Here is a 19,230-nt window from a genome sequence, read left to right on the forward strand (position 1 = left end):
CGTTGAACTCTTGCTTCATTGACGTGCAGCAGGGGTGACACCAGGCTGCGGATGCACGATAACGATCCAGGGCAGGCACAGGGCCTTCTGCTCCGATGCATAGGGGAAGCCGGAAGGCAGATACGCCCCAAAGGGGCACTGGCCGCAAAGCTGGCCCTCGCTGCCGCAAATATCCCGGAGGCGCTGGGGATCGCCGATCAACTGGCGCAATTCTGCCTGCAAGGCCTCGATGTCTTTCAATTGGGGCTGCGCGATCTCCTCGATCATCCGCTGCATCACCACGGCCAAGTCCAGCAGCAAGGGCGGCAAGCTCTCCTCGGCCTTCTTCAGCCGTACCAAAAAGTCATGGGTCTGCACTCCAGAGGTGCTCATAGCTTAATCTTCTTTCCTCCCGGTCCGCCGGGAAACCGGATGTGGTCCAGCATCCCGGCTCCCAGATAGATCTTATATAACGTATTGAGCCATTTATTGGGCTTGGCGACATACTCCAGTTCCGGCCGCCGCCCGGCGCCCCATTCCATAAGAAACTGGGTAAAAATAATCCACTGCATCAGCTCTTCCGGCTGCTCCAGCACGGAAGGATAATAGCGAAATTCCACGGTCCCCCGATACCAATAGGAATGCAGGTTGAGGCCGTGGTAGCGGGTGGGGTGGAGCTTTCGATGCCGCGAGGTCTTGGCGTCATCCCGGTTTTCGGGGGAATACCAGAGATTTTTCACCAGAGGCGCCCGCCGTTCGGAGCCATTGTGCCGAAACCACTTATAGAGATCAATTTCCAGGGGCCGGCAGGTTTCGGCCTGGCGACGCTCTTCCGGGAGCAGGTGATAGATATAATTCTCAAATATCGCCACGATCCGCATCAACTGAAAAAGTTCCTGGTTGCCGAAGGTTGCCGGATCTACCCCGTGGTGGACGTGGAAACCGCAGGTTTCATTCACCTGGATTTCTGGAAACTCTTGCAGCAGCTTGAAAATTTGAAAGATCCGAATCAGCCCCTGAACTCCCGTGAGAATGGGGCTCACCAGTTCGCCGCCCCCGGCCCCTTTGACGGAGTCGTCCGTCACAAAGGACCAGGCTTCGTACGGTGGTTCATTGGGAGAAAACCCGTTCAGGATGATGCCCCGCTGCTGAAAGACCTGGGGGAGCAAAACCCCCTGGGGGGAGCGGTTCTTGATCTTGTAAGGGGGGATGACCTCCCGGTCGCCGGCGGAGAGGCTGTACTTCAGTCCAAAAAACTCGATCTCGACGCCGAAAGGCCGCTCCGTAAAATAACGGAGCATGGGGTAGCGCTCTTTCAGACGCACTTCCTCTTGGGCAAGTGAGGCGCTATCCTCCATCTTCTCCTCGATCCGCATGATTCCAGGAAACCGGTGTCGCCTTCCCCGCCATAGTTCTTTATACCCAAAATAAATTGGCAAATCAAGGAATTGCTCTCATTGCCGGCTATCTTTGGGAGGAGAGCGTTACTGCAGGAAGGCCATTCAGAGGCGGTTATACCAGTGTGCATTCAAATGGTGGCACAGGCGTCTCGCCTGTGCAGGGCAGGCTAAAGCTTGCGATTACCCGAATAGCTTCTTGAACCTAGGTATTACGTGGCTCCAGGCCCGACAAACTGGCAAAACTATTCTGGCCCAGGTGACCCGATCTTATCCCCTCCCCTAAACTTTGGGCGAGGCATACCGGCCTGGACCAGTTCACTAAGCAACTAATGTGGGCGCGTCACGGCGATTCGAGAGAACCCCGTCGGGATCATCTTCTATTGAGGGTACTTCACCTCAAAGACCCGCTTGGCCACTGCAAACGTACCTTCGTAGTAGGGCTCTCTGAGGTTGGTAACGGTTACACCATAGCGGTGGTTGGAGGCATGGATCATCTTCCCCTCACCCAGGTAGATGCCGGCATGGCCAATGTGGCCACCCCGATTGAAGAAGAGAAGATCTCCCGGCAGCAGCTTGGAAAAATCCATTTGGCGGGTCACTACCTTTCCCACCTGGGCCTGTTCGGCACTGGAGCGAGGCAGGTCGATCTTGAACCCATGGTAAATGAACTGCACAAACCCGGAGCAATCTGTGGCCGAACTGGTTTCCAAGGACGCACCCCTGGCATAGCGGGCGTGACGGTAAGCGTTAGCCTTGGTTAAGACCAGCTGAGAGAAATCCCAGGGTTCAAACGTATTAAAGCCACGGGAGGTCGAAGACCCACGATCGATCTTGTCTTCCTGCTTGGGCGGCTGCGACAGCGGGGTGGTAAGGGTCTTTTTGGGGGCGGTCAGAGGCTCCAGCAAGAATTTGCCATCCCGTTGGGGCGTGACTTTCATCAGCGGAGCCGACTCCGTTACCCCACTCCGGGAGGGACTGGAAACCATGGAGGATTCAACCACTTCGCGTTCGTCGGAATGACTCCGCGAGGAGCGGGATCTATAGCTTTTCGAACTTTTACTAGATTTACTTTTCTTAGCGACCTTCTCTGTCTTCGTGGATCGCTTTTTGACGCTTTTGGTAGGGGTTGAAAAAGCCAGGCTAGGGGAAAAGGTTAATGCCAGAGTGATTGCCGCACTCCATAAGAATCGATTCACCATCCAGAACCTCCTTTGTTATGGGACAATCCGGGAGGGAACTAAAAGCCATTTTTAGCTCCGGTCATTTGGCCGGCAATGCTCAGAGTAGTCCGATAGAGAGCATTCCTTTCAAGGTTTCAGGGTAGGTAATTTTGCCTAGACCAAATTAGGTAGAAATACCTATTCAATTGGCTGCAATTTAGTCTATGAAAAACAAGATGTCAACCCCTTTTTTTCCTCAAATCTGAGCCGACCCAAAGATGTTTAACATAATTAACATGTTATAGAAGATAATAATTTATTGAATCAAGCCGCATCACTAAGGGTTTATGATGGTTAGCGAGAACAACCGGGCTTGGAGGCAGGGCAGGTTTATACCAACGGCCTGGTAAGGAGCAGACCTGGATACAAGGGAAAGGGGCCAGAGACGATTTACCAAACGCCTCGGCCCCCCGACAAAAAAACCAAAAACGAAACTAGAAAAACGGGAAAAGGGTTAACCTTCCGCGGCCTTTTTCTTCTTGACCTTGGGCAGGGTTTCGGGGCGATCCACCAGCTCGAGAATGGACATGGCGGCGCCATCGCCCAACCGGACTCCCAAATGGATGATCCGGGTATACCCCCCGGGACGGTCCTGGAAACGCTCCTTGAGCTCCCCGAAGAGCTTAGCCACTACCTTCTTGGAGCGCACCACCGCCATCGTCAGGCGCCGGGCGTGCAAGTCGCCACGTCTGGCCAGGGTAATGACCTTCTCGGCCCACATGCGGGCTTCCTTGGCCTTGGCCCGGGTAGTCTCCACCCGCTCTCTTTCCAACAGCGCGGTCACCAAATTCCGAAGCATGGCCTGGCGATGCTCCGTAGTCCGGCCCAGGCGCCGACCAGCCTTTAAGTGTCTCATGCGACCTCTTCCTTCCTTTCCGGCATCTGATCAGGGGGCGTAAAGCTTTCCAGCTTCATGCCCAGGTGCAGCCCCATCTCTACCAAGATCTCTTTGATCTCGTTGAGAGATTTGCGGCCAAAATTTTTGGTCTTCAACATCTCCTGCTCGGTTTTCTGGACCAGCTCGCCGATATAGCGGATATTGGCATTCCTCAAACAGTTGGCGGCCCGCACCGACAGTTCCAGTTCATTGACACTGCGATAAAGATTCTCGTTAAAGGTCGGCGGCTCTTCCAAAGACTTCTCTTCGGCCCCCAGGGGTTCCTCTTCGAAGTTGATGAACATGGTAAGATGTTCTTTAAGAATCTTGGCGGCATAGGCGATGGCATTTTCCGGGGTGATACTGCCGTCGGTCCAGACCTCCAGCGTCAGCTTGTCGTAGTCCGTCCGCTGCCCCACCCGAGCCTGGGTCACCACGTAATTGACCTTGCGGATGGGCGAAAAAATGGCGTCCAGGGGAACATAGCCGATGGCTTGGTCTTCGTCTTTATTGGCCTCGGCGGGCACAAAACCCTTGCCCGTCTTTACCGTCATCTCCATCACCAGTTCGCCGTCCGCCGCAAGGGTGGCAATGTGATGCTCGGGGTTGAGGATTTCCACCATGCCATCCGTCTGGATGTCTCCGGCTTTAATCTCCCCTTTGCCGCGGGCCTCAATATGCAGCATCTTGGTGCCTTCGGAAAGTATCTTCAAACGCACCTGTTTCAAATTAAGCAGGATCTCGGTGACGTCTTGCATTACCCCGGGGATGGCAGAAAATTCGTGATAGACATCCTTGATGCGGACCGCAGTGATGGCCGATCCCCGCAGGGAGGAAAGCAAAACCCGCCGCAGGGCGTTGCCCAAGGTGGTGCCGAAACCACGCTCCAAGGGCTCGCAGGCAAACTTGCCATAAAAGCGGTTATGGGTCTCACTATCGACTTCCAGCCGTTTGGGCTTAATAATATCGGTCCAATTTTTGTGAATCATGGCTCCTCAGAGAACTACTTACCTTTTAGGTCCCGGGCTTCCGCGGCCTGTCGGCCATATCCGGAAGTCCGCCTCCCGTACGAACCGTGCGGTCGGGGGAGAGTCTGGGAACGTAAAGGGTCATGATGCTATTTTGAATAAAGTTCCACGATGAGATGTTCTTGAATCGGCATGGTGATATCTTCCCGCGTGGGGAACATGACCACCCGACCCTGGGCCTCATCCTTGTTGAACTCGAGCCACGGAGGACAGCCGCGCCGCGCCACCGCTTCCATGGCATCTTTGATCAAAGGCAGGCTGCGGCCCTTTTCCGTTACTTGAATCACATCTCCCGTCTTTACCAGGAAGGAAGGCAAATTCACCTTGGCGCCGTTGACCATGACATAGTTATGGCGCACCAATTGCCGGGCCTGGGTCCGGGAGTTGGCAAACCCTAACCGGTAGACGATGTTGTCCAAACGCCGTTCCAGAAAAACCAACAGATTGGTCCCGGTCACCCCTTTCTGCCGTTCGGCCTTTTCAAAATAGCTGCTGAACTGTTTCTCCAACACGCCGTAAATCCGTTTCACCTTCTGCTTTTCCCGAAGCTGCAGGCCGTAATCGGAAACTTTGCTCCGGCGCTGGCCATGCTGGCCCGGCGGGTAGTGACGCCGCTCGATGGCGCATTTATCCGTGTAACAGCGATCCCCTTTGAGATAGAGCTGCATCCCCTCCCGGCGGCAAAGCCGGCATGCTGGTCCCACATATCTAGCCACTGTTGATACCTCTCCTTAAACCCGACGACGTTTGGGGGGGCGGCAGCCATTGTGGGGAATGGGGCTGACATCCCGAATCAGGTTGACGCTCAGGCCCGCGGCCTGCAAGGCACGGAGCGCTGCTTCCCGGCCCGCGCCCGGCCCTTTGACAAAGACATCCACGTTCCGCATGCCGTGGTCCATGGCCTTCCTGGCCGCATCTTGCGCCGCCAGCTGGGCCGCAAAAGGCGTGCCCTTCCGGGAGCCCTTGAAGCCCTGGGTCCCCGCCGAGGACCAGGATATGACATTACCCCCGGGATCGGTGATGGTCACCAGGGTGTTGTTAAAGGTGGCCTTAATGTGTGCAACTCCCACCGGGATATTCTTCTTTTCCTTTTTCTTCTTGGTGCGTGTCTGCGCTTTAGCCATCGCCCCTCCTTAAGCCTTCTTCCGTTTGCCCACGACGCTGCGACGCGGGCCTTTACGGGTGCGGGCGTTGGTATGGGTCCGCTGCCCCCTCACTGGCAGGCTCCGGCGGTGCCTGAGCCCCCGGTAGCTCCCCAGGTCCATGAGGCGCTTAATGTTCATGGAGACTTCGCGTCGGAGGTCCCCTTCCACTTTGCAGGTTTGGTCGATCACCTGCCGAATGCTGGTGATTTCGCCCTCGTTCAACTCGGACGTCTTGGTGCTGGGTTCAACCTTGGCTTCCTGCAGCACCCGCGTCGCGGTGGTGCGCCCGATACCGTAAATATACGTCAGGGCGATCTCGATTCTCTTGTTTCGGGGTAAATCGATCCCGGAGATTCTGGCCAATTCCTTCCCTCCCCCTTAGCCTTGACGCTGCTTATGCTTGGGATTTTCGCAGATCACCCGCACCACACCTTTGCGGCGAATAATCTTACACTTGGCGCACATGCGTTTCACTGAGGCTCTCACCTTCATAAGTTTTGTCCTATCTGACCCGGTAGACGATGCGCCCCCGACTCAGGTCGTAAGGCGACAATTCCAGGATAACTTTGTCTCCCGGGAGAATTTTAATATAGTGCATCCGCATCTTCCCGGAAATATGAGCCAGCACCTTGTGACCATTGGGCAACTCCACCCGGAACATAGCATTGGGAAGAGGCTCGATCACCGTCCCTTCAACTTCGATGGCATCTTCTTTTGGCATCTACCGTGTCTTTATAGTGAGTTTATGGAGCGTTCTTGGTTGTCCGCTTTTCCTTACAATAAACGAAATTGCCTTACATTCTTTATCGTTTGAAGCAATTTTAAAGTAATCGTCGTCTCTTCCCCTCCTGTGCAAAAGGGGGGGTTAGGAGACATTTCTCTTAATTTCTGAATCCCAACAATAAATTATAAATTAGAGTCGGCTTAAAATCAAGACGCCATTCTCCGTCACTGCCACACTGTGTTCAAAATGGGCGGCGTAAGACCCATCCTGCGTAACTGCGGTCCAGCCATCCTTCAAAATCCGCACCCGCCAGGAACCCAGAGAAGTCATGGGTTCAATGGCCATGGTCATGCCCACCTGCAGGGTCGGCCCCCGCCCCGGCGGCCCATAATTGGGGATCTGCGGGTCCTCGTGGAGCGACCGGCCAATACCGTGCCCCACAAACTCCCGGACGACCCCAAAGCCGGCCCCTTCCACCACCTCCTGCACTGCATGGGAGATGTCGGACAGGCGGTTACCCGCTTTGACCATGGCGATGCCGGCGTACAGGGATTTTTCCGTGGCCTCCATGAGGGCCAGGGCCTTGGGGTCTACTTCCCCCACCGGCACCGTAATAGCGGCATCCCCATAGTAGCCGTCGTACTTCACCCCAAAATCCAGGCTCACCAAGTCCCCGGCCGCTAGCCGGCGAGACCCGGGAATCCCGTGGACCACCTCTTCGTTCACCGAGACGCAGATGGACCGGGGATAGCCACGGTAGCCTTTGAAGGCCGGCTGCACCTGGCGCTGGCGGCACATCTCTTCCGCCGCCTCATCCAATTCCCTGGTCTCGACTCCCGGTTTGACTTTTTCTTTAACCCCCTCCAGGACTTCGGCCACGATGCGGTTGGCCACCTCCATCTTGGCGATCTCCTGCAGGGACTTTAACAGGATCATAAACCCTTGCGCCTCTGCGTCTTGGCGCCCCGGCCGTGAACGAGACCGCCAGGGCGCCAGGCACGCTCAGAAGCTTTAGTGCTTGCAGCCGCAGCTGCAGCCGCCGGAAGATCCCGCGACGATGTTCACAATCTGTTTGAAGATGTCGTCAATGCCGCCCACACCCTTAATGGGCCGCACCAAACCCTTGGCGCTGTAATAGCCGATCAGCGGCGCCGTGGCCTGGTTATATGTGCTCAACCGGGACCGTACTGTGGTCTCGTTGTCGTCGTCCCGCTGGTAGAGCTCGCTGCCGCACTTGTCGCAGATGCCTTCTTTCTTGGCAGGGGTGAACTTGATGTGGTACATCTGGCCGCAGTCTGCGCTTTTGCAGGTTCGCCGCCCGGTGAGCCGGGTCACCAGCGCTTCTTCGTCCACGTCGATGCTGACCACATGGTCGATCTTGGTCCCTAAGCTCACCAGTACCTTATCCAGGGCTTCGGCCTGGGGCACCGTGCGGGGAAAACCGTCCAGGATAAAGCCTTTCTTGCAGTCGGCCATCGCTAGACGATCCTTAATGATGCCGATGACTACTTCATCGGGCACCAGTTTCCCGGAATCCATGTATTCTTTGGCCTTGCGGCCCATTTCCGTCCCTTCCTTCACTGCCGCCCGGAGGATGTCGCCGGTGGAGATCTGGGGGATCTGGAATTTCTCGATAAGTTTTTTGGCTTGTGTACCTTTGCCCGCGCCTGGGCCGCCCAACAGGATCAGATTCATAGCTTCCTCCTTCTTTAGGTCAACGCCGTACCCGGCTCATACGCTTTTTCATGAATCCCTCATAGTGGCGGGTAAGCAAATGCGATTCGATCTGGCTCATGGTATCCATGGCCACCCCCACCACGATCAACAGGGCCGTACCACCGAAGTAAAAAGGCACATTGAATTTCCGGATCAAAATGGAGGGCAGTACGCACACTGCCGACACGTAGATCGCGCCTCCCAAAGTAATGCGGGTCAGGATTCGATCAATATATTCCGAGGTGGGCTTGCCCGGCCTCAGCCCCGGCACGTAACCCCCCCACTTTTTTAGGTTATCTGCCACATCCACCGGGTTGAAAGTCACCGCGGTGTAGAAATAACAGAAGAAGAAGATCAGACCGACGTAGACGAGATCATGCACCCCGCCGCCCGGCGACATGGCATCCGCCACCCACTTGACCCACTCATTGTGGACGAAGCCGGCAATCGTCGCTGGAAACATGAGAAGCGATGAGGCGAAAATCGGCGGGATAACGCCTGAGGTGTTCACCTTCAAGGGCAAATGGGTGCTTTGGCCGCCGTACATGCGGCGCCCCACCACCCGTCGGGCGTACTGCACCTGGATTCGTCGCTGGCCCCGCTCTACGAAGACGATGAAACCCACCACCACCACCATCGCCACCATGAGGAGGACCATGAGGATGGGCATGATCTCACCCGTCTTGATCAACTCGACGGTTTGGATCAGGGCGGAAGGCATGCGGGCCACGATCCCTGCGAAGATGATCAGGGAGATGCCGTTGCCGATGCCCCGTTCCGTAATCATTTCCCCCAGCCACATGATGAACGCTGTGCCCGACGTCAGGGTGAGCACGGTCATCAGGCGGAAGGCCCAGCCGGGGTGCAGCACCACCGGCATATTGCTGGACCCGCCGGTCATGGACTCCAGGCCAATGGCGATCCCGATCCCCTGGATGGCCGCGATGACCACAGTGCCATAGCGGGTGTACTGCTTGATCTTCTTCTGTCCAGCCTCGCCTTCCTTATAGAGCTTTTCAATGCCGGGGATCACCACCTTGAGCAGTTCAATGATGATGGAGGCGCTGATGTAGGGCATGATCCCCAGCGCAAAGACGCTCAGGCGCTCTAAAGCGCCACCGGAGAACATGTCGAACAGCCCGAAAATGGTGCCCCGCTGCGCCGCAAAAAACCGCATCAGGGCATCGGCGTCGATCCCCGGGGTGGGGACCTGGCAGCCCAACCGGTATACCGCCAGTATCAAGAGGGTAAACAGGATGCGGCGCTTCAACTCCGGGATCTTGGCGATGCTGGAGAAAGCTGACACTTAGAGGACCTCCACCCGACCTCCGGCAGCTTCAATCCGGCTCCGAGCCTGTGAGCTCACCGCCTGGATCTTCACCACAAGGGGCACGGTCACTTCGCCCTGGCCCAACAGCTTGATCCGCTTGACCTGGTTTTTCACCAGACCCGCGGACTTCAAGGCGGCTTCATCCACCACCGTATCCGCGGGGAACCGGTTCAGGTCCCGCAGATTGACGATGGTCCAGGCTTGCCGGAAAATGTTGTTGAAACCCCGTTTGGGGATCCGCCGGGTTAGAGGCATCTGACCGCCCTCAAACCCCGGTTTGACGCCGCCCCCGGCGCGGGAGTTCTGCCCTTTGAAGCCCCGGGCCGCGGTTTTGCCCCAACCCGAACCGGGGCCGCGGCCGACGCGTTTCTTTTTATGCTTGGAACCCGGGCTGGGTTGCAATTCCGAAAGGCGCATCTGCTATTCTCCTTCGGGGACCTGCCGCACCTGGAGCAAATGCTCCACCTGGCGCACCATTCCCATAATGGCAGGGGTTTCCCGGTGCCGCACCGTTTTCTGCATGCGGGTCAACCCCAAAGTCTTCAGGGTCAGACGGTGCTTCGGCGGCCGGCCGATGGGACTCTTTTTTAAGGTTATTTCCAGAAACATGGCTTTAGCTCTCAGCTTTCAGCTTTCAGCGATCAGCTAAAAGCTTCAAAAGTATTTACAACGAATTGTTTTGGCTTGTTGCCTAGCCTTTATAAGGTGCGCACGCTTAGAGCCTGCGACGACATCAACCAGCTGATAGCTGACTGCTGACAGCTGACAACTGCCTTATCCTAGTATTTCCGCCAGAGGCCGGTTGCGCCGGGCGGCCACGTCTTCCGGGGCCGACAGCATTCCCAAGGCCACCATGGTTGCCTTCACCGCGTTGTGCGGATTGTGGGAACCCAGGCACTTGGTCAGGACGTTTTTGATGCCCGCCACTTCCACCACCGCCCGCACCGGACCGCCGGCAATGACCCCGGTCCCTTCCGAAGCCGGTTTCAACAGGACCCGTCCGGCCCCGAACACCCCGGTCACCTGGTACGGAATGGTGCTGTTTTGGATGGGGACCGTGATCATGGACTTCTTGGCCTGCTCCACGGCCTTGCGGATGGCTTCGGGCACTTCGTGGGCCTTGCCCAGACCAGCGCCTACCTTGCCTTGACCGTCGCCGACCACGACAATGGCGCTGAATCGAAAGCGGCGCCCGCCCTTGACGACCTTGGCGACGCGGTTGATGCTGACCACCTTATCGGTAAATTCCGATGCCTCTGGTTCGAACAAGCTTACCTCCGAAAGTAGCTGTCAGTTATCTTGTTGCCAGTTATCAGTTAAAAAGATTCTTTACTGGTCACTGGCCCCTGACCACTGGCCACTGTTTCTTAGAATTCCAGGCCGTGTTCCCGGCAACTGTCCGCCACGGCCTTCACCCGGCCGTGATAAAGAAAACCATTACGATCGAAAACGACTTTAGCAATGCCCTGGGCCTTGGCCTTGGCCGCCAAGAGTTTGCCCACCGCCTTGGCCTTATCCACTTTCTTCATACCGCTGAGCTGGTCCTTCAGCTCACCGCTCAAGGTGGAGGCTGCCGCCAACGTCTGGCCTTTGTCGTCGTCAACGATCTGGACATAGATATGTTTGGTGCTGCGAAAGACCGAAAGCCTAAACCGGTCTCCCCCGGCAAGTTTCTTCTTAATCCGCTGTTTCCGCTTCAGCCGCGCCGCTACTTTAGGGTTCATACGCACTCTCCTTTAACGGCCGCCGGCCTTGCCAACCTTGCGGCGAATCACTTCGCCGGCATACTTGATCCCCTTGCCCTTATAGGGGTCGGGTGGCCGCAAGCGCCGAATCACCGCCACCGTCTGGCCCAGAAGTTCCTTGTTGGCGCCAGAGAACTCGATGCGGTTGGCTTTCTCGACCTTGACCGTAATTCCCTTGGGCAGGGGAAACTCCACGGGATTGGAGTAGCCAATATTGAACACCAGGGTGTCCCCCTTGGCTTCCACCTTGTAACCGGTGCCCACCAATTCCAGTACTTTGGTAAACCCCGCGCTGGTCCCGGTGACCATATTGGCCGCCAGGGTGCGGGCTAGACCCCAGTAGGAACGGGTGAGCCGGTTGTCATCCTGGGGCTCAACGACAATATCTTTATCCCCGATAACGATATTGACCCGGGGTGGCATAAGTTGGCTCAGAGTCCCATTGGGACCGGTGACCACCAACTTGCCCTCTTCCATCTTGACCTTTACCCCTTTGGGTAAAGGCACCGGCAATTTTCCGATACGGCTCATATCTTCACCCTTACCAGATCTCGCACAAGACCTCACCGCCCACGCTCAGCTTGCGGGCCTGGCGGTCGGTGATGACCCCCTGAGAGGTCGAAATGACCGCCACTCCCAGGCCGCCCTGCACTTTGGGCAGCTCGGCATGGCCGGTGTAGACCCGGCGCCCGGGTTTGCTGATCCGTTTCAGTCCCTGGATGAGCGGTTGCTGATGATCAGCGTACCGCAGATAGACCCGCAGGATGCCCTGGCGATTGTCTTTAATGACTTTATAATTTTTAATGAACCCTTCTTCTTTGAGGATGCGCGCCAGGTTGATCTTCATGCGGGAAGCAGGAATATCCACCTTGTCAAACCGCGCGCCCCCGGCGTTGCGAATCCGGGTCAGCATATCGGCAATGGGGTCGGTCATACACATAGTTTGCCCTACCAGCTGGATTTCGTTACCCCAGGGATCTCTCCCTTGAGGGCCATGTTGCGGAAACAGATACGGCAAATGCCGAACCGCCGGAGAAATGCCCGGGGACGTCCACAAAGCGGGCAGCGGTTATATTTCTGCACCGGGTACTTCGGTTGGCGTTTTGCCTTGGCAATCAACGATTTCTTGGCCATTTGCAGCTCTCCGTAGGGGCAGGTTTTAAACCTGCTCCTACAATTATTTTCTAAAAGGCATCCCCATGAGCTTGAGTAAGAACCTTCCTTCTTCATCGCTGGGGGCGCTGGTCACGATGGTGATATTCATCCCTTTGACCTTGTCGATCTTGTCGTAGTCGATCTCCGGAAAGATAATCTGCTCTTTGATGCCCAGGGTGTAGTTGCCCCGGCCGTCAAAAGCCTTTTCGCTCACCCCCCGGAAGTCCCGCACTCGGGGCAGCACCACGTTCAGCAGCTTGTCCAGGAAGTAGTACATACGGTCCCGGCGCAAGGTCACCATGCAGCCGATGGGCATACCTTCCCTGAGCTTGAACGCCGCAATGGACTTTTTGGCCCGGGTCACCACCGCCTTTTGGCCGGTGATCGAACCCAACTCCACCGCAGCCGACTCAAGGAGCTTAATGTTCTGGATGGCCTCCCCCAACCCGATGTTGACGACGACCTTCTGAACTCGGGGCACCTGCATGGAGCTCTTATACTTGAACTCCTGCATCATGAGGGGGATACACTCGGTCCGATAAAAATCCGCCAGGCGCGGCTTGCCAGTGAAGGCCACGGCCGGAGCCGCAGTTTTCGCCGCAGCTTTTTCCGCCGGCTTGGCACCGCCCTTGGCCGCCTTCTTCTCAGTTGGCTTGCCCTGGCCCTTGGCCTGGCCCTTGCCCTTGTCTTTTCCTGATCCTTTTTCAGCCATCAATCAATTCCTTGCATTTCAGACATACCCGGGCTTTTTTGCCTTCCCCGGTAGTGGTCATACTAAAACGGGTGGCGGTGGCGCACTTGGGGCAAATGAGCTTCACCTTGCAAACATACAGCGGCGCTTCCTTTTCCACGATGCCACCCTGCCCGCTCGTGGGGCTGGGCCGGGTGTGCCGTTTGATCATGTTGACCTTCTCAATCAGCACCTGGTTCTTCTCCCGGAACACCTTCAGGACCTTGCCGCTTTTCCCCTGCTCTTTGCCGGTGGTGACCTCTACCAGGTCGTTCTTCTTCAAACGAACCTTTACGGGCTCTACGGCTTTTTTGTACCCCATTAGAGCACCTCCGGGGCCAGGGAGATAATCTTCATAAACCGCTTGGCCCTGAGTTCCCGGGCTACCGGTCCGAAGATCCGGGTGCCGATGGGGTCGCCCTGGGGGTTGATAAGCACCGCGGAGTTATCATCAAACTTGATGTAAGAGCCATCGGGGCGCGCGGTTTCCTTAACGGTGCGCACCACCACGGCCCGCATCACGTCTCCCTTTTTCACTTTGGAGTGCGGCAGGGCTTCCTTAACCGCCACGATGACGATATCTCCCACCCCGGCATACCGCCGCCTGGTCCCTCCCAGGACCCGGATGCAGGATACCTTCTTGGCGCCGGAGTTGTCCGCCACCGTCATTTGTGTCTGAACCTGGATCATGATTCTATCCTCACGCCCACTGGCAAATGCAAATAAGGCTTATTGGGCCTTCTCCAGGATTTCCTTGACCCGCCAATGCTTATCCCGGCTCAAGGGACGGGTCTCTTCCAACAAGACCTTATCGCCAACCTGGCAATTGTTCTGGGCGTCATGGGCTTTGATTTTGACCCGCCGCCGGATGATCTTATGGTAGAGGGGGTGGGCCACCAGGCGTTTCACTTCCACCACCACGGTCTTGTCCATTTTGTCGCTGACCACCTTGCCAATCCGGGTCTTACGCACACCGCGCTGCTTTTCCATATACTTCCCAACCCCTCGGGTAGCACAGGCTTTCCAGCCTGTGTCGCCTACCTTAATGACTATTCGGCCTTCTGCCTCAGTACCGTTTTGACCCGGGCCAGGTCTTTTCTGGCCTGTCCCAGCCGGGCGGTGTTATCCAGTTGCTGCCGGCTATGTTGAAAGTTCAGGTTGAAGAGCTCTTCCGAGACCTCTTTCAACTTGGCCTGCAACTCCTCGTTAGTCAAATCGCGCAAATCCGCGGCCTTCATATGCTCGCCTCCACCACCGGCTGCTCTTTCACCAGTTGCTCTTTTTCCACAAACTTGGTGGGCAGCGGCAGTTTATGGGAGGCCAGGCGCATGGCTTCTTTGGCCGTTTCACGGTCAACCCCCGCCATCTCGTAGAGGATGAGCCCGGGCCGGATTACTGCAACCCAACCTTCCGGACCGCCCTTCCCTTTCCCCATGCGGGTTTCCGCCGGTTTCTTGGTAAAGGGTTTATCCGGAAAAACCCGGATCCAAATCTGGCCGCCGCGCTTGACGTGCCGGGTGATGGCGATACGGGCCGCCTCGATCTGTTGGGCCGTAATCCAGCCGCATTCCTCGGCCATGAGGCCAAATTCCCCGAAGGCGATATAGTTGCCTCGGGTGGCCTTGCCCCGACGCCGGCCCCGCATGACTTTCCGATGTTTAACCCGTTTTGGTGCTAACATTGCTCTTTCCTTTCCCACCCCCCTTACCTAAAGGGAGATAGGGGGAATTAATTTCGTCTTGCGTACTGCGCCTTCTGATTTCCAGTGGAACCTCGGCTTTCGTTTCTAACCTAAACCCTGCCCCCTGAAACCTGAAACCCGCAGTTATAATCCCATGCCTTCTTCGATGCTCAGGACTTCGCCGTGGAAGATCCAGGTCTTAACCCCGATGATCCCGTAGGTCGTCTTGGCTTCGGCAAATCCGTAATCGATGAGAGCCCGCAGGGTGTGCAGCGGCACCCGGCCTTCCCGGTACCATTCCTGCCGGGCGATTTCCGCGCCGGCCAAACGGCCCTTGCAGCGGATCTTGATGCCCTTGGCCCCGAACTTCAAGGCCTGGCCCACCGACTTCTTCATGGCCCGGCGGAAGGAGACCCGGCGCTCCAACTGTTGGGCGATGTTTTCCGCCACCAGTTGGGCATTGATCTCGGGTTTCCGCACCTCGTGCACGTCGATGACCAGGTCCCGGCCCACCAATTTTTCCAGGCGGCGGCGCAGGTCTTCGATTTTCTTGCCTTTTTGGCCGATAACCATGCCCGGCCGGGAAGTATGGATCTTAATGGTCAGCTTGTTGGCCGCCCGTTTGATATCCAGTCCGGCGATCCCCGACCCTTTGAGGTCCTTGTCGGCTCTGATGAAATCCCGGATCCTGCGATCCTCCAACACCAGGGATGCAAAATCCTTCCGAGCGAACCAAACGGAATCCCATTTGCGATAGCTCCCCAGACGGAATCCTATGGGGTGAACTTTCTGGCCCAATCCACGCCTCCTTAATTATACCGTTCCCAGTTCCCAGCCGTCAGTTGACAGACACTGACAACTGGCCACTGACCACTGATCACTAATCATTTCCCGGTCCCTTCCTGCAGGACCACGGTGATATGGCTGCTCCGTTTGAGGATGCGGTTAACCCGTCCCATGGCCCGCGCTTGGAAGCGCTTCAGGGAAGGGCCGCCGTCCACCTGGACGCCTTTGATTACCAGGGTATCCACGTCAATCTGGGGCCGCTGCTCGGCATTGGCCACCGCGGACATTACCACCTTGCGCACCAACCGCGCCCCCCGTTGCGGCATAAATTGGAGCATGGCCAGGGCCTCTTCCACCTTCTTGCCGGGGAGAGTCCGTGCCACCAGCCGCAGCTTGGTGGGCGATATGCGCAGATATTTGGCGCTCGCCTTGACATCCATGGCTACTTTTTACTCACTTTGGTTTTGCGGTCGCCGGCGTGGCCCCCGAAATGCCGGGTGGGCGAAAACTCGCCTAACTTGTGCCCCACCATATTTTCGGTGACGTATACCGGAATAAACTTTTTGCCGTTATGGACCGCCATGGTTAATCCGATAAATTCCGGAGTAATAGTCGACCGCCGCGACCAGGTCTTGATCACTTTGCGGTCCTGGGTCTCCCTGGCCTTATACACCTTGGCCTGGAGGCTATCCTGCACGTAAGGTCCCTTTTTTAATGAACGGGCCACGATCTTCCCCTCTACTTCTTCGACCGGTGTTTCACGATGTACCGGTCACTGGCTTTGGGTTTTCTGGTCTTAAATCCCTTAGTGGGTACGCCCCACGGGGTACACGGATGCCGGCCGCCTGAGGACTTGCCTTCGCCGCCGCCCATGGGATGGTCCACCGGGTTCATGGCGACACCACGCACATGCGGCCGTTTGCCGGTCCAGCGTTTCCGTCCGGCCTTGCCCAAGGAGACGTTTTCCTGCTCCGAGTTGCTCAACTGCCCGATGGTGGCCCGGCAGTCCACCGGCACCATCCGGACTTCGCCGGAGGGCAGTTTCAGGTGGGCCTGCTTGCCTTCCTTGGCCATTAACTGGGCGTAAGCGCCTGCGGACCGGGCCATCTGTCCGCCCTTTCCCGGCTTCAACTCCACGTTATGCACCTGGGTGCCCGTGGGAATGTTCAGCAAGGGCAGCGCGTTACCCGGTTTGATGTCCGCCGTGGCGGAAGAAACCACTATGTCTCCCACCTGCAGACCCTGGGGCGCCAGGATGTAGCGCTTTTCGCCATCCACATAGTGCAAAAGCGCAATCCGGGTGGTGCGGTTGGGATCGTATTCAATGCTGGCCACCTTGCCCGGAACTTCCAGCTTGTTGCGCTTGAAATCGATGAGGCGGTATTGCCGCTTGTGTCCTCCGCCCCGATGGCGGGCGGTGATCCGGCCGTAACTATTCCGTCCCCCCGACTTCTTCAGGGGGACGACCAGGCTCTTTTCCGGCTCGCTCCGAGTGATCTCGGCAAAATCCGTGGCCGTCTGGAACCGCCGCCCTGGTGAGGTAGGTTTTCTTGAAATGATTGCCATATTATAATCCCTTAGGTTCTATTTACCTAATCCCCGACCCTTGACCCCTGGTTTAGATGCCCTCAAATCCGGCGATCTTTTCCCCGGGCGCCAGCGTGACGATGGCCTTCTTCGAGTCGGGGCGCATGCCACTGGTCTTCCCCAGGCGCTTTTCCTTCCCCCTGACGTGGACCGTGTTCACCCCGAGAACCTTGACCTTGAAGATATCTTCAATAGCCTTCCGGATCTCGATCTTGTTGGCCTTAACCGCCACCCGGAAGGTCAGCTTGTTGGCCGCTTCCTTCTGAGCGTGGGTCTTTTCCGTGATGATCGGCCCCTTAATCAAATAATGATACGGCTTCATTTGGCCAACCTCGCTAAGATCTGGTCCACCGCCGGCGAAAACAACACCAGGTGCTCGTACTTGAGGATATCGTAGACGTTCAGCCCCATGGGGGGCATCACCTGGATTCCCGGCACATTCCGGGCGGAGAGTTCCAGAGCCTGGTTCTCTTCCACCGCGATAAACAGGGCCTTGTTAATCTCAAAAGTCTTCAGGATCTGGACAAAGTCTTTGGTCTTCGGGGTGGTATGAGGATAAGCATCCAGCACGAGCAACGTGCCATCCGCCACCTTGCTGCTCAAAGCCATCTTCAGGGCCAGGCGCCGCACCTGTTTGGGCAGCGCGTAGGCATAGCTCCGAGGCCTTGGCCCGAAGGTGGTCCCGCCGCCCTTCCAAATAGGGGACCGGCTGCTGCCAGCCCGGGCCCGGCCAGTGCCCTTCTGACGCCAGGGCTTACGCCCGCCGCCCCGCACTTCACCCCGGGTCTTGGTGCAAGCGGTGCCAGATCTACGGCAAGCCCGCTGCCAGGTCACTACTTCGTGGAGCACGTGCCCCTTGACCTCCACCCCAAAGATCTCGTCTTTAAGGTCCAGTTCCCCGACTTTTTCTTTTTGAATATTATAGATATCTACCGTCGGCATACTATCACCCGGCCTTCTGGATGAGCACCAGGCCGTGGCTCGGGCCGGGTACGGCCCCTCTCACCACCAGCAGGTTCTCTTCAGGGCGCACATCCACCACTTCCAAATTTTTCATAGTCACCCGGGCATTCCCCATCCGGCCGGCCATCTTCTTGCCTTTGACCACCCGTGAGGGGTAGGCGCTACAGCCGATGGAACCCGGTGACCGGTGGGACATGGAACCGTGGCCCATGGGACCCCGGTGAAAATTCCACCGCTTGATGGTCCCGGCAAAGCCTTTACCCTTGCTGGTGCCGATCACGTCCACCAGGTCGCCGATCTCAAAGAGCTCCACGGTGATCTCCTGGCCTTCTTCAAAGCCTCCGGCCTCGTCCACCCGGAATTCCCGCAGTTCTTTGAACCCGCTCTTGGCGCCGTGTTTTTCAAAATGACCTTTTCCCGGCTTGTTGCACTTAGTCAAAGCCTGCCGGTCAAAGCCCATCTGCAGGGCCTCGTAGCCATCTTTGGCCGCGGTCTTCTTCTGCACCACAAAACAAGGGCCGGCTTCGATAACCGTGACCGGCACTGCCAGACCGTCATTATCGAAGATCCGGGTCATGCCCAATTTTTTGCCAATTAAGCCCCCAGGCATTTTAAACTCCTCAGGTTTCAGGTTTCAGGTTCCAGGTTTCAGCGCCGTGTGGAGAGGATAACTTACCCTCGTGCGCACATCCTGGCACCTGACACCTGACACCTAACACCTGCTTTTAAACTTTTATCTCTACGTCCACCCCGGCTGCCAGGTCCAACTTGCTGATGGCGTCCATGGTTTGCTGGGTCGGTTCCAAGATGTCCATCAGGCGCTTATAGGTCCGGACTTCGAACTGCTCCCGGGACTTCTTGTCGATATGCGGGGAGCGCAGCACGGTGTATTTGTTGATTTCCGTGGGCAGCGGAATTGGTCCCGCCACCCGGGCGCCGGTGCTCCGGGCCGTTTCCACGATCTCCAGCACCGATTTGTCCAACAGCTTGTAATCGTAAGATCGCAAGCGAATGCGAATCTTGGGCGTAATCATGAATTTACCTTTATTCTACAATCTCGCTCACCACGCCGGCGCCCACAGTGCGGCCGCCTTCACGGATGGCGAAACGGAGTTCTTTTTCCAGGGCCACTGGGGTGATCAGGGTCACTTCCATCTGGACGTT

35 protein-coding genes are annotated in these 19,230 nt (G+C 57.0%); all 35 read right to left on the reverse strand.

Translation table 11 applies throughout. The features are described 5' to 3' along the window. Window positions 1–15: 15 nt before the first annotated feature. On the reverse strand, window positions 16–372 hold the full coding sequence (locus tag WC600_14050; GenBank protein MFA4903854.1) for a hypothetical protein: 357 nt from the start codon (window positions 370–372) through the stop codon (window positions 16–18). Continuing rightward, window positions 369–1,337 (reverse strand): amidoligase family protein, encoded by a 969-nt coding sequence (locus tag WC600_14055; GenBank protein MFA4903855.1) that lies wholly within the window; start codon window positions 1,335–1,337, stop codon window positions 369–371. The genes WC600_14050 and WC600_14055 overlap by 4 nt, the downstream gene beginning before the upstream one ends. Before the next feature lie 419 nt (window positions 1,338–1,756). After that, window positions 1,757–2,317, reverse strand: coding sequence for a C40 family peptidase (locus tag WC600_14060; GenBank protein ID MFA4903856.1), 561 nt, complete (start codon window positions 2,315–2,317; stop codon window positions 1,757–1,759). 736 nt (window positions 2,318–3,053) lie between these two features. Next, window positions 3,054–3,455: a 50S ribosomal protein L17 gene (gene rplQ, locus WC600_14065; protein ID MFA4903857.1), complete on the reverse strand. Its 402-nt coding sequence runs from the start codon at window positions 3,453–3,455 to the stop codon at window positions 3,054–3,056. Further along, window positions 3,452–4,465 (reverse strand): DNA-directed RNA polymerase subunit alpha, encoded by a 1,014-nt coding sequence (locus WC600_14070; protein ID MFA4903858.1) that lies wholly within the window; start codon window positions 4,463–4,465, stop codon window positions 3,452–3,454. The genes rplQ and WC600_14070 overlap by 4 nt, the downstream gene beginning before the upstream one ends. Window positions 4,466–4,593: 128 nt before the next feature. Beyond that, window positions 4,594–5,220: a 30S ribosomal protein S4 gene (gene rpsD, locus WC600_14075; GenBank protein MFA4903859.1), complete on the reverse strand. Its 627-nt coding sequence runs from the start codon at window positions 5,218–5,220 to the stop codon at window positions 4,594–4,596. Window positions 5,221–5,235: 15 nt separating this feature from the next. Next, the gene (rpsK, locus tag WC600_14080) at window positions 5,236–5,628 is read right to left on the reverse strand and encodes a 30S ribosomal protein S11 (protein MFA4903860.1); all 393 of its coding nucleotides are present in this window, start codon (window positions 5,626–5,628) and stop codon (window positions 5,236–5,238) included. A gap of 9 nt (window positions 5,629–5,637) precedes the next feature. Beyond that, window positions 5,638–6,012 (reverse strand): 30S ribosomal protein S13, encoded by a 375-nt coding sequence (gene rpsM, locus WC600_14085; protein ID MFA4903861.1) that lies wholly within the window; start codon window positions 6,010–6,012, stop codon window positions 5,638–5,640. Between the two features lie 15 nt (window positions 6,013–6,027). After that, entirely contained in the window at window positions 6,028–6,141 is a 114-nt protein-coding gene (gene rpmJ / locus WC600_14090) for a 50S ribosomal protein L36 (protein ID MFA4903862.1), read from the reverse strand. Between the two features lie 10 nt (window positions 6,142–6,151). Beyond that, on the reverse strand, window positions 6,152–6,370 hold the full coding sequence (gene infA, locus WC600_14095) for a translation initiation factor IF-1 (GenBank protein MFA4903863.1): 219 nt from the start codon (window positions 6,368–6,370) through the stop codon (window positions 6,152–6,154). Between the two features lie 192 nt (window positions 6,371–6,562). Beyond that, entirely contained in the window at window positions 6,563–7,309 is a 747-nt protein-coding gene (gene map, locus WC600_14100; GenBank protein ID MFA4903864.1) for a type I methionyl aminopeptidase, read from the reverse strand. Between the two features lie 75 nt (window positions 7,310–7,384). Beyond that, the gene (locus tag WC600_14105) at window positions 7,385–8,068 is read right to left on the reverse strand and encodes an adenylate kinase (GenBank protein MFA4903865.1); all 684 of its coding nucleotides are present in this window, start codon (window positions 8,066–8,068) and stop codon (window positions 7,385–7,387) included. A 19-nt stretch (window positions 8,069–8,087) separates the two neighbouring features. After that, the gene (gene secY, locus WC600_14110) at window positions 8,088–9,395 is read right to left on the reverse strand and encodes a preprotein translocase subunit SecY (GenBank protein MFA4903866.1); all 1,308 of its coding nucleotides are present in this window, start codon (window positions 9,393–9,395) and stop codon (window positions 8,088–8,090) included. Then, window positions 9,396–9,836: a 50S ribosomal protein L15 gene (gene rplO, locus WC600_14115; GenBank protein MFA4903867.1), complete on the reverse strand. Its 441-nt coding sequence runs from the start codon at window positions 9,834–9,836 to the stop codon at window positions 9,396–9,398. It lies immediately after the preceding gene. Window positions 9,837–9,839: 3 nt separating this feature from the next. Further along, complete coding sequence (gene rpmD / locus WC600_14120; GenBank protein ID MFA4903868.1) at window positions 9,840–10,028, reverse strand: 50S ribosomal protein L30; 189 nt, start codon at window positions 10,026–10,028, stop codon at window positions 9,840–9,842. Window positions 10,029–10,193: 165 nt separating this feature from the next. Further along, complete coding sequence (gene rpsE, locus WC600_14125; GenBank protein MFA4903869.1) at window positions 10,194–10,688, reverse strand: 30S ribosomal protein S5; 495 nt, start codon at window positions 10,686–10,688, stop codon at window positions 10,194–10,196. 98 nt (window positions 10,689–10,786) lie between these two features. Then, window positions 10,787–11,143, reverse strand: coding sequence for a 50S ribosomal protein L18 (gene rplR / locus WC600_14130; GenBank protein ID MFA4903870.1), 357 nt, complete (start codon window positions 11,141–11,143; stop codon window positions 10,787–10,789). Between the two features lie 12 nt (window positions 11,144–11,155). Next, the gene (rplF, locus tag WC600_14135; GenBank protein ID MFA4903871.1) at window positions 11,156–11,695 is read right to left on the reverse strand and encodes a 50S ribosomal protein L6; all 540 of its coding nucleotides are present in this window, start codon (window positions 11,693–11,695) and stop codon (window positions 11,156–11,158) included. A gap of 10 nt (window positions 11,696–11,705) precedes the next feature. Next, window positions 11,706–12,098 (reverse strand): 30S ribosomal protein S8, encoded by a 393-nt coding sequence (gene rpsH, locus WC600_14140; protein MFA4903872.1) that lies wholly within the window; start codon window positions 12,096–12,098, stop codon window positions 11,706–11,708. Window positions 12,099–12,112: 14 nt separating this feature from the next. Next, window positions 12,113–12,298: a type Z 30S ribosomal protein S14 gene (locus tag WC600_14145; GenBank protein ID MFA4903873.1), complete on the reverse strand. Its 186-nt coding sequence runs from the start codon at window positions 12,296–12,298 to the stop codon at window positions 12,113–12,115. 43 nt (window positions 12,299–12,341) lie between these two features. After that, entirely contained in the window at window positions 12,342–12,896 is a 555-nt protein-coding gene (gene rplE / locus WC600_14150; GenBank protein ID MFA4903874.1) for a 50S ribosomal protein L5, read from the reverse strand. Between the two features lie 127 nt (window positions 12,897–13,023). Then, on the reverse strand, window positions 13,024–13,371 hold the full coding sequence (gene rplX, locus WC600_14155) for a 50S ribosomal protein L24 (GenBank protein MFA4903875.1): 348 nt from the start codon (window positions 13,369–13,371) through the stop codon (window positions 13,024–13,026). Beyond that, complete coding sequence (gene rplN / locus WC600_14160; GenBank protein MFA4903876.1) at window positions 13,371–13,739, reverse strand: 50S ribosomal protein L14; 369 nt, start codon at window positions 13,737–13,739, stop codon at window positions 13,371–13,373. Before rplN ends, rplX begins: the two co-directional genes overlap by 1 nt. A 39-nt stretch (window positions 13,740–13,778) precedes the next feature. Then, the gene (gene rpsQ / locus WC600_14165; protein MFA4903877.1) at window positions 13,779–14,039 is read right to left on the reverse strand and encodes a 30S ribosomal protein S17; all 261 of its coding nucleotides are present in this window, start codon (window positions 14,037–14,039) and stop codon (window positions 13,779–13,781) included. 59 nt (window positions 14,040–14,098) lie between these two features. Next, window positions 14,099–14,287, reverse strand: a complete 189-nt coding sequence (rpmC, locus tag WC600_14170; GenBank protein MFA4903878.1) for a 50S ribosomal protein L29 — start codon at window positions 14,285–14,287, stop codon at window positions 14,099–14,101. Then, window positions 14,284–14,730 carry a 50S ribosomal protein L16 gene (gene rplP, locus WC600_14175; GenBank protein ID MFA4903879.1) on the reverse strand — a complete coding sequence of 149 codons (447 nt, stop codon included), beginning with the start codon at window positions 14,728–14,730 and terminating at the stop codon, window positions 14,284–14,286. Before rplP ends, rpmC begins: the two co-directional genes overlap by 4 nt. A gap of 144 nt (window positions 14,731–14,874) precedes the next feature. After that, entirely contained in the window at window positions 14,875–15,528 is a 654-nt protein-coding gene (gene rpsC, locus WC600_14180; protein MFA4903880.1) for a 30S ribosomal protein S3, read from the reverse strand. An 86-nt stretch (window positions 15,529–15,614) separates the two neighbouring features. Continuing rightward, window positions 15,615–15,956 carry a 50S ribosomal protein L22 gene (gene rplV, locus WC600_14185; protein MFA4903881.1) on the reverse strand — a complete coding sequence of 114 codons (342 nt, stop codon included), beginning with the start codon at window positions 15,954–15,956 and terminating at the stop codon, window positions 15,615–15,617. Between the two features lie 2 nt (window positions 15,957–15,958). Beyond that, window positions 15,959–16,243, reverse strand: a complete 285-nt coding sequence (rpsS, locus tag WC600_14190; GenBank protein MFA4903882.1) for a 30S ribosomal protein S19 — start codon at window positions 16,241–16,243, stop codon at window positions 15,959–15,961. 11 nt (window positions 16,244–16,254) lie between these two features. Further along, window positions 16,255–17,082 (reverse strand): 50S ribosomal protein L2, encoded by an 828-nt coding sequence (gene rplB / locus WC600_14195; GenBank protein ID MFA4903883.1) that lies wholly within the window; start codon window positions 17,080–17,082, stop codon window positions 16,255–16,257. Window positions 17,083–17,134: 52 nt separating this feature from the next. Further along, complete coding sequence (locus WC600_14200; GenBank protein MFA4903884.1) at window positions 17,135–17,425, reverse strand: 50S ribosomal protein L23; 291 nt, start codon at window positions 17,423–17,425, stop codon at window positions 17,135–17,137. Further along, window positions 17,422–18,045, reverse strand: coding sequence for a 50S ribosomal protein L4 (gene rplD / locus WC600_14205; protein ID MFA4903885.1), 624 nt, complete (start codon window positions 18,043–18,045; stop codon window positions 17,422–17,424). The genes WC600_14200 and rplD overlap by 4 nt, the downstream gene beginning before the upstream one ends. Window positions 18,046–18,049: 4 nt before the next feature. Beyond that, window positions 18,050–18,676 (reverse strand): 50S ribosomal protein L3, encoded by a 627-nt coding sequence (rplC, locus tag WC600_14210; protein MFA4903886.1) that lies wholly within the window; start codon window positions 18,674–18,676, stop codon window positions 18,050–18,052. Window positions 18,677–18,791: 115 nt separating this feature from the next. Beyond that, window positions 18,792–19,100 (reverse strand): 30S ribosomal protein S10, encoded by a 309-nt coding sequence (gene rpsJ / locus WC600_14215; GenBank protein MFA4903887.1) that lies wholly within the window; start codon window positions 19,098–19,100, stop codon window positions 18,792–18,794. A 10-nt stretch (window positions 19,101–19,110) separates the two neighbouring features. Beyond that, window positions 19,111–19,230 (reverse strand): hypothetical protein (locus WC600_14220; protein MFA4903888.1); only part of this gene is annotated, 120 nt, incomplete at its 5' end.

The organism is Desulfobaccales bacterium, assembly GCA_041648175.1.
In the GTDB taxonomy this organism is placed as follows: Bacteria; Desulfobacterota; Desulfobaccia; order Desulfobaccales; family 0-14-0-80-60-11; genus 0-14-0-80-60-11.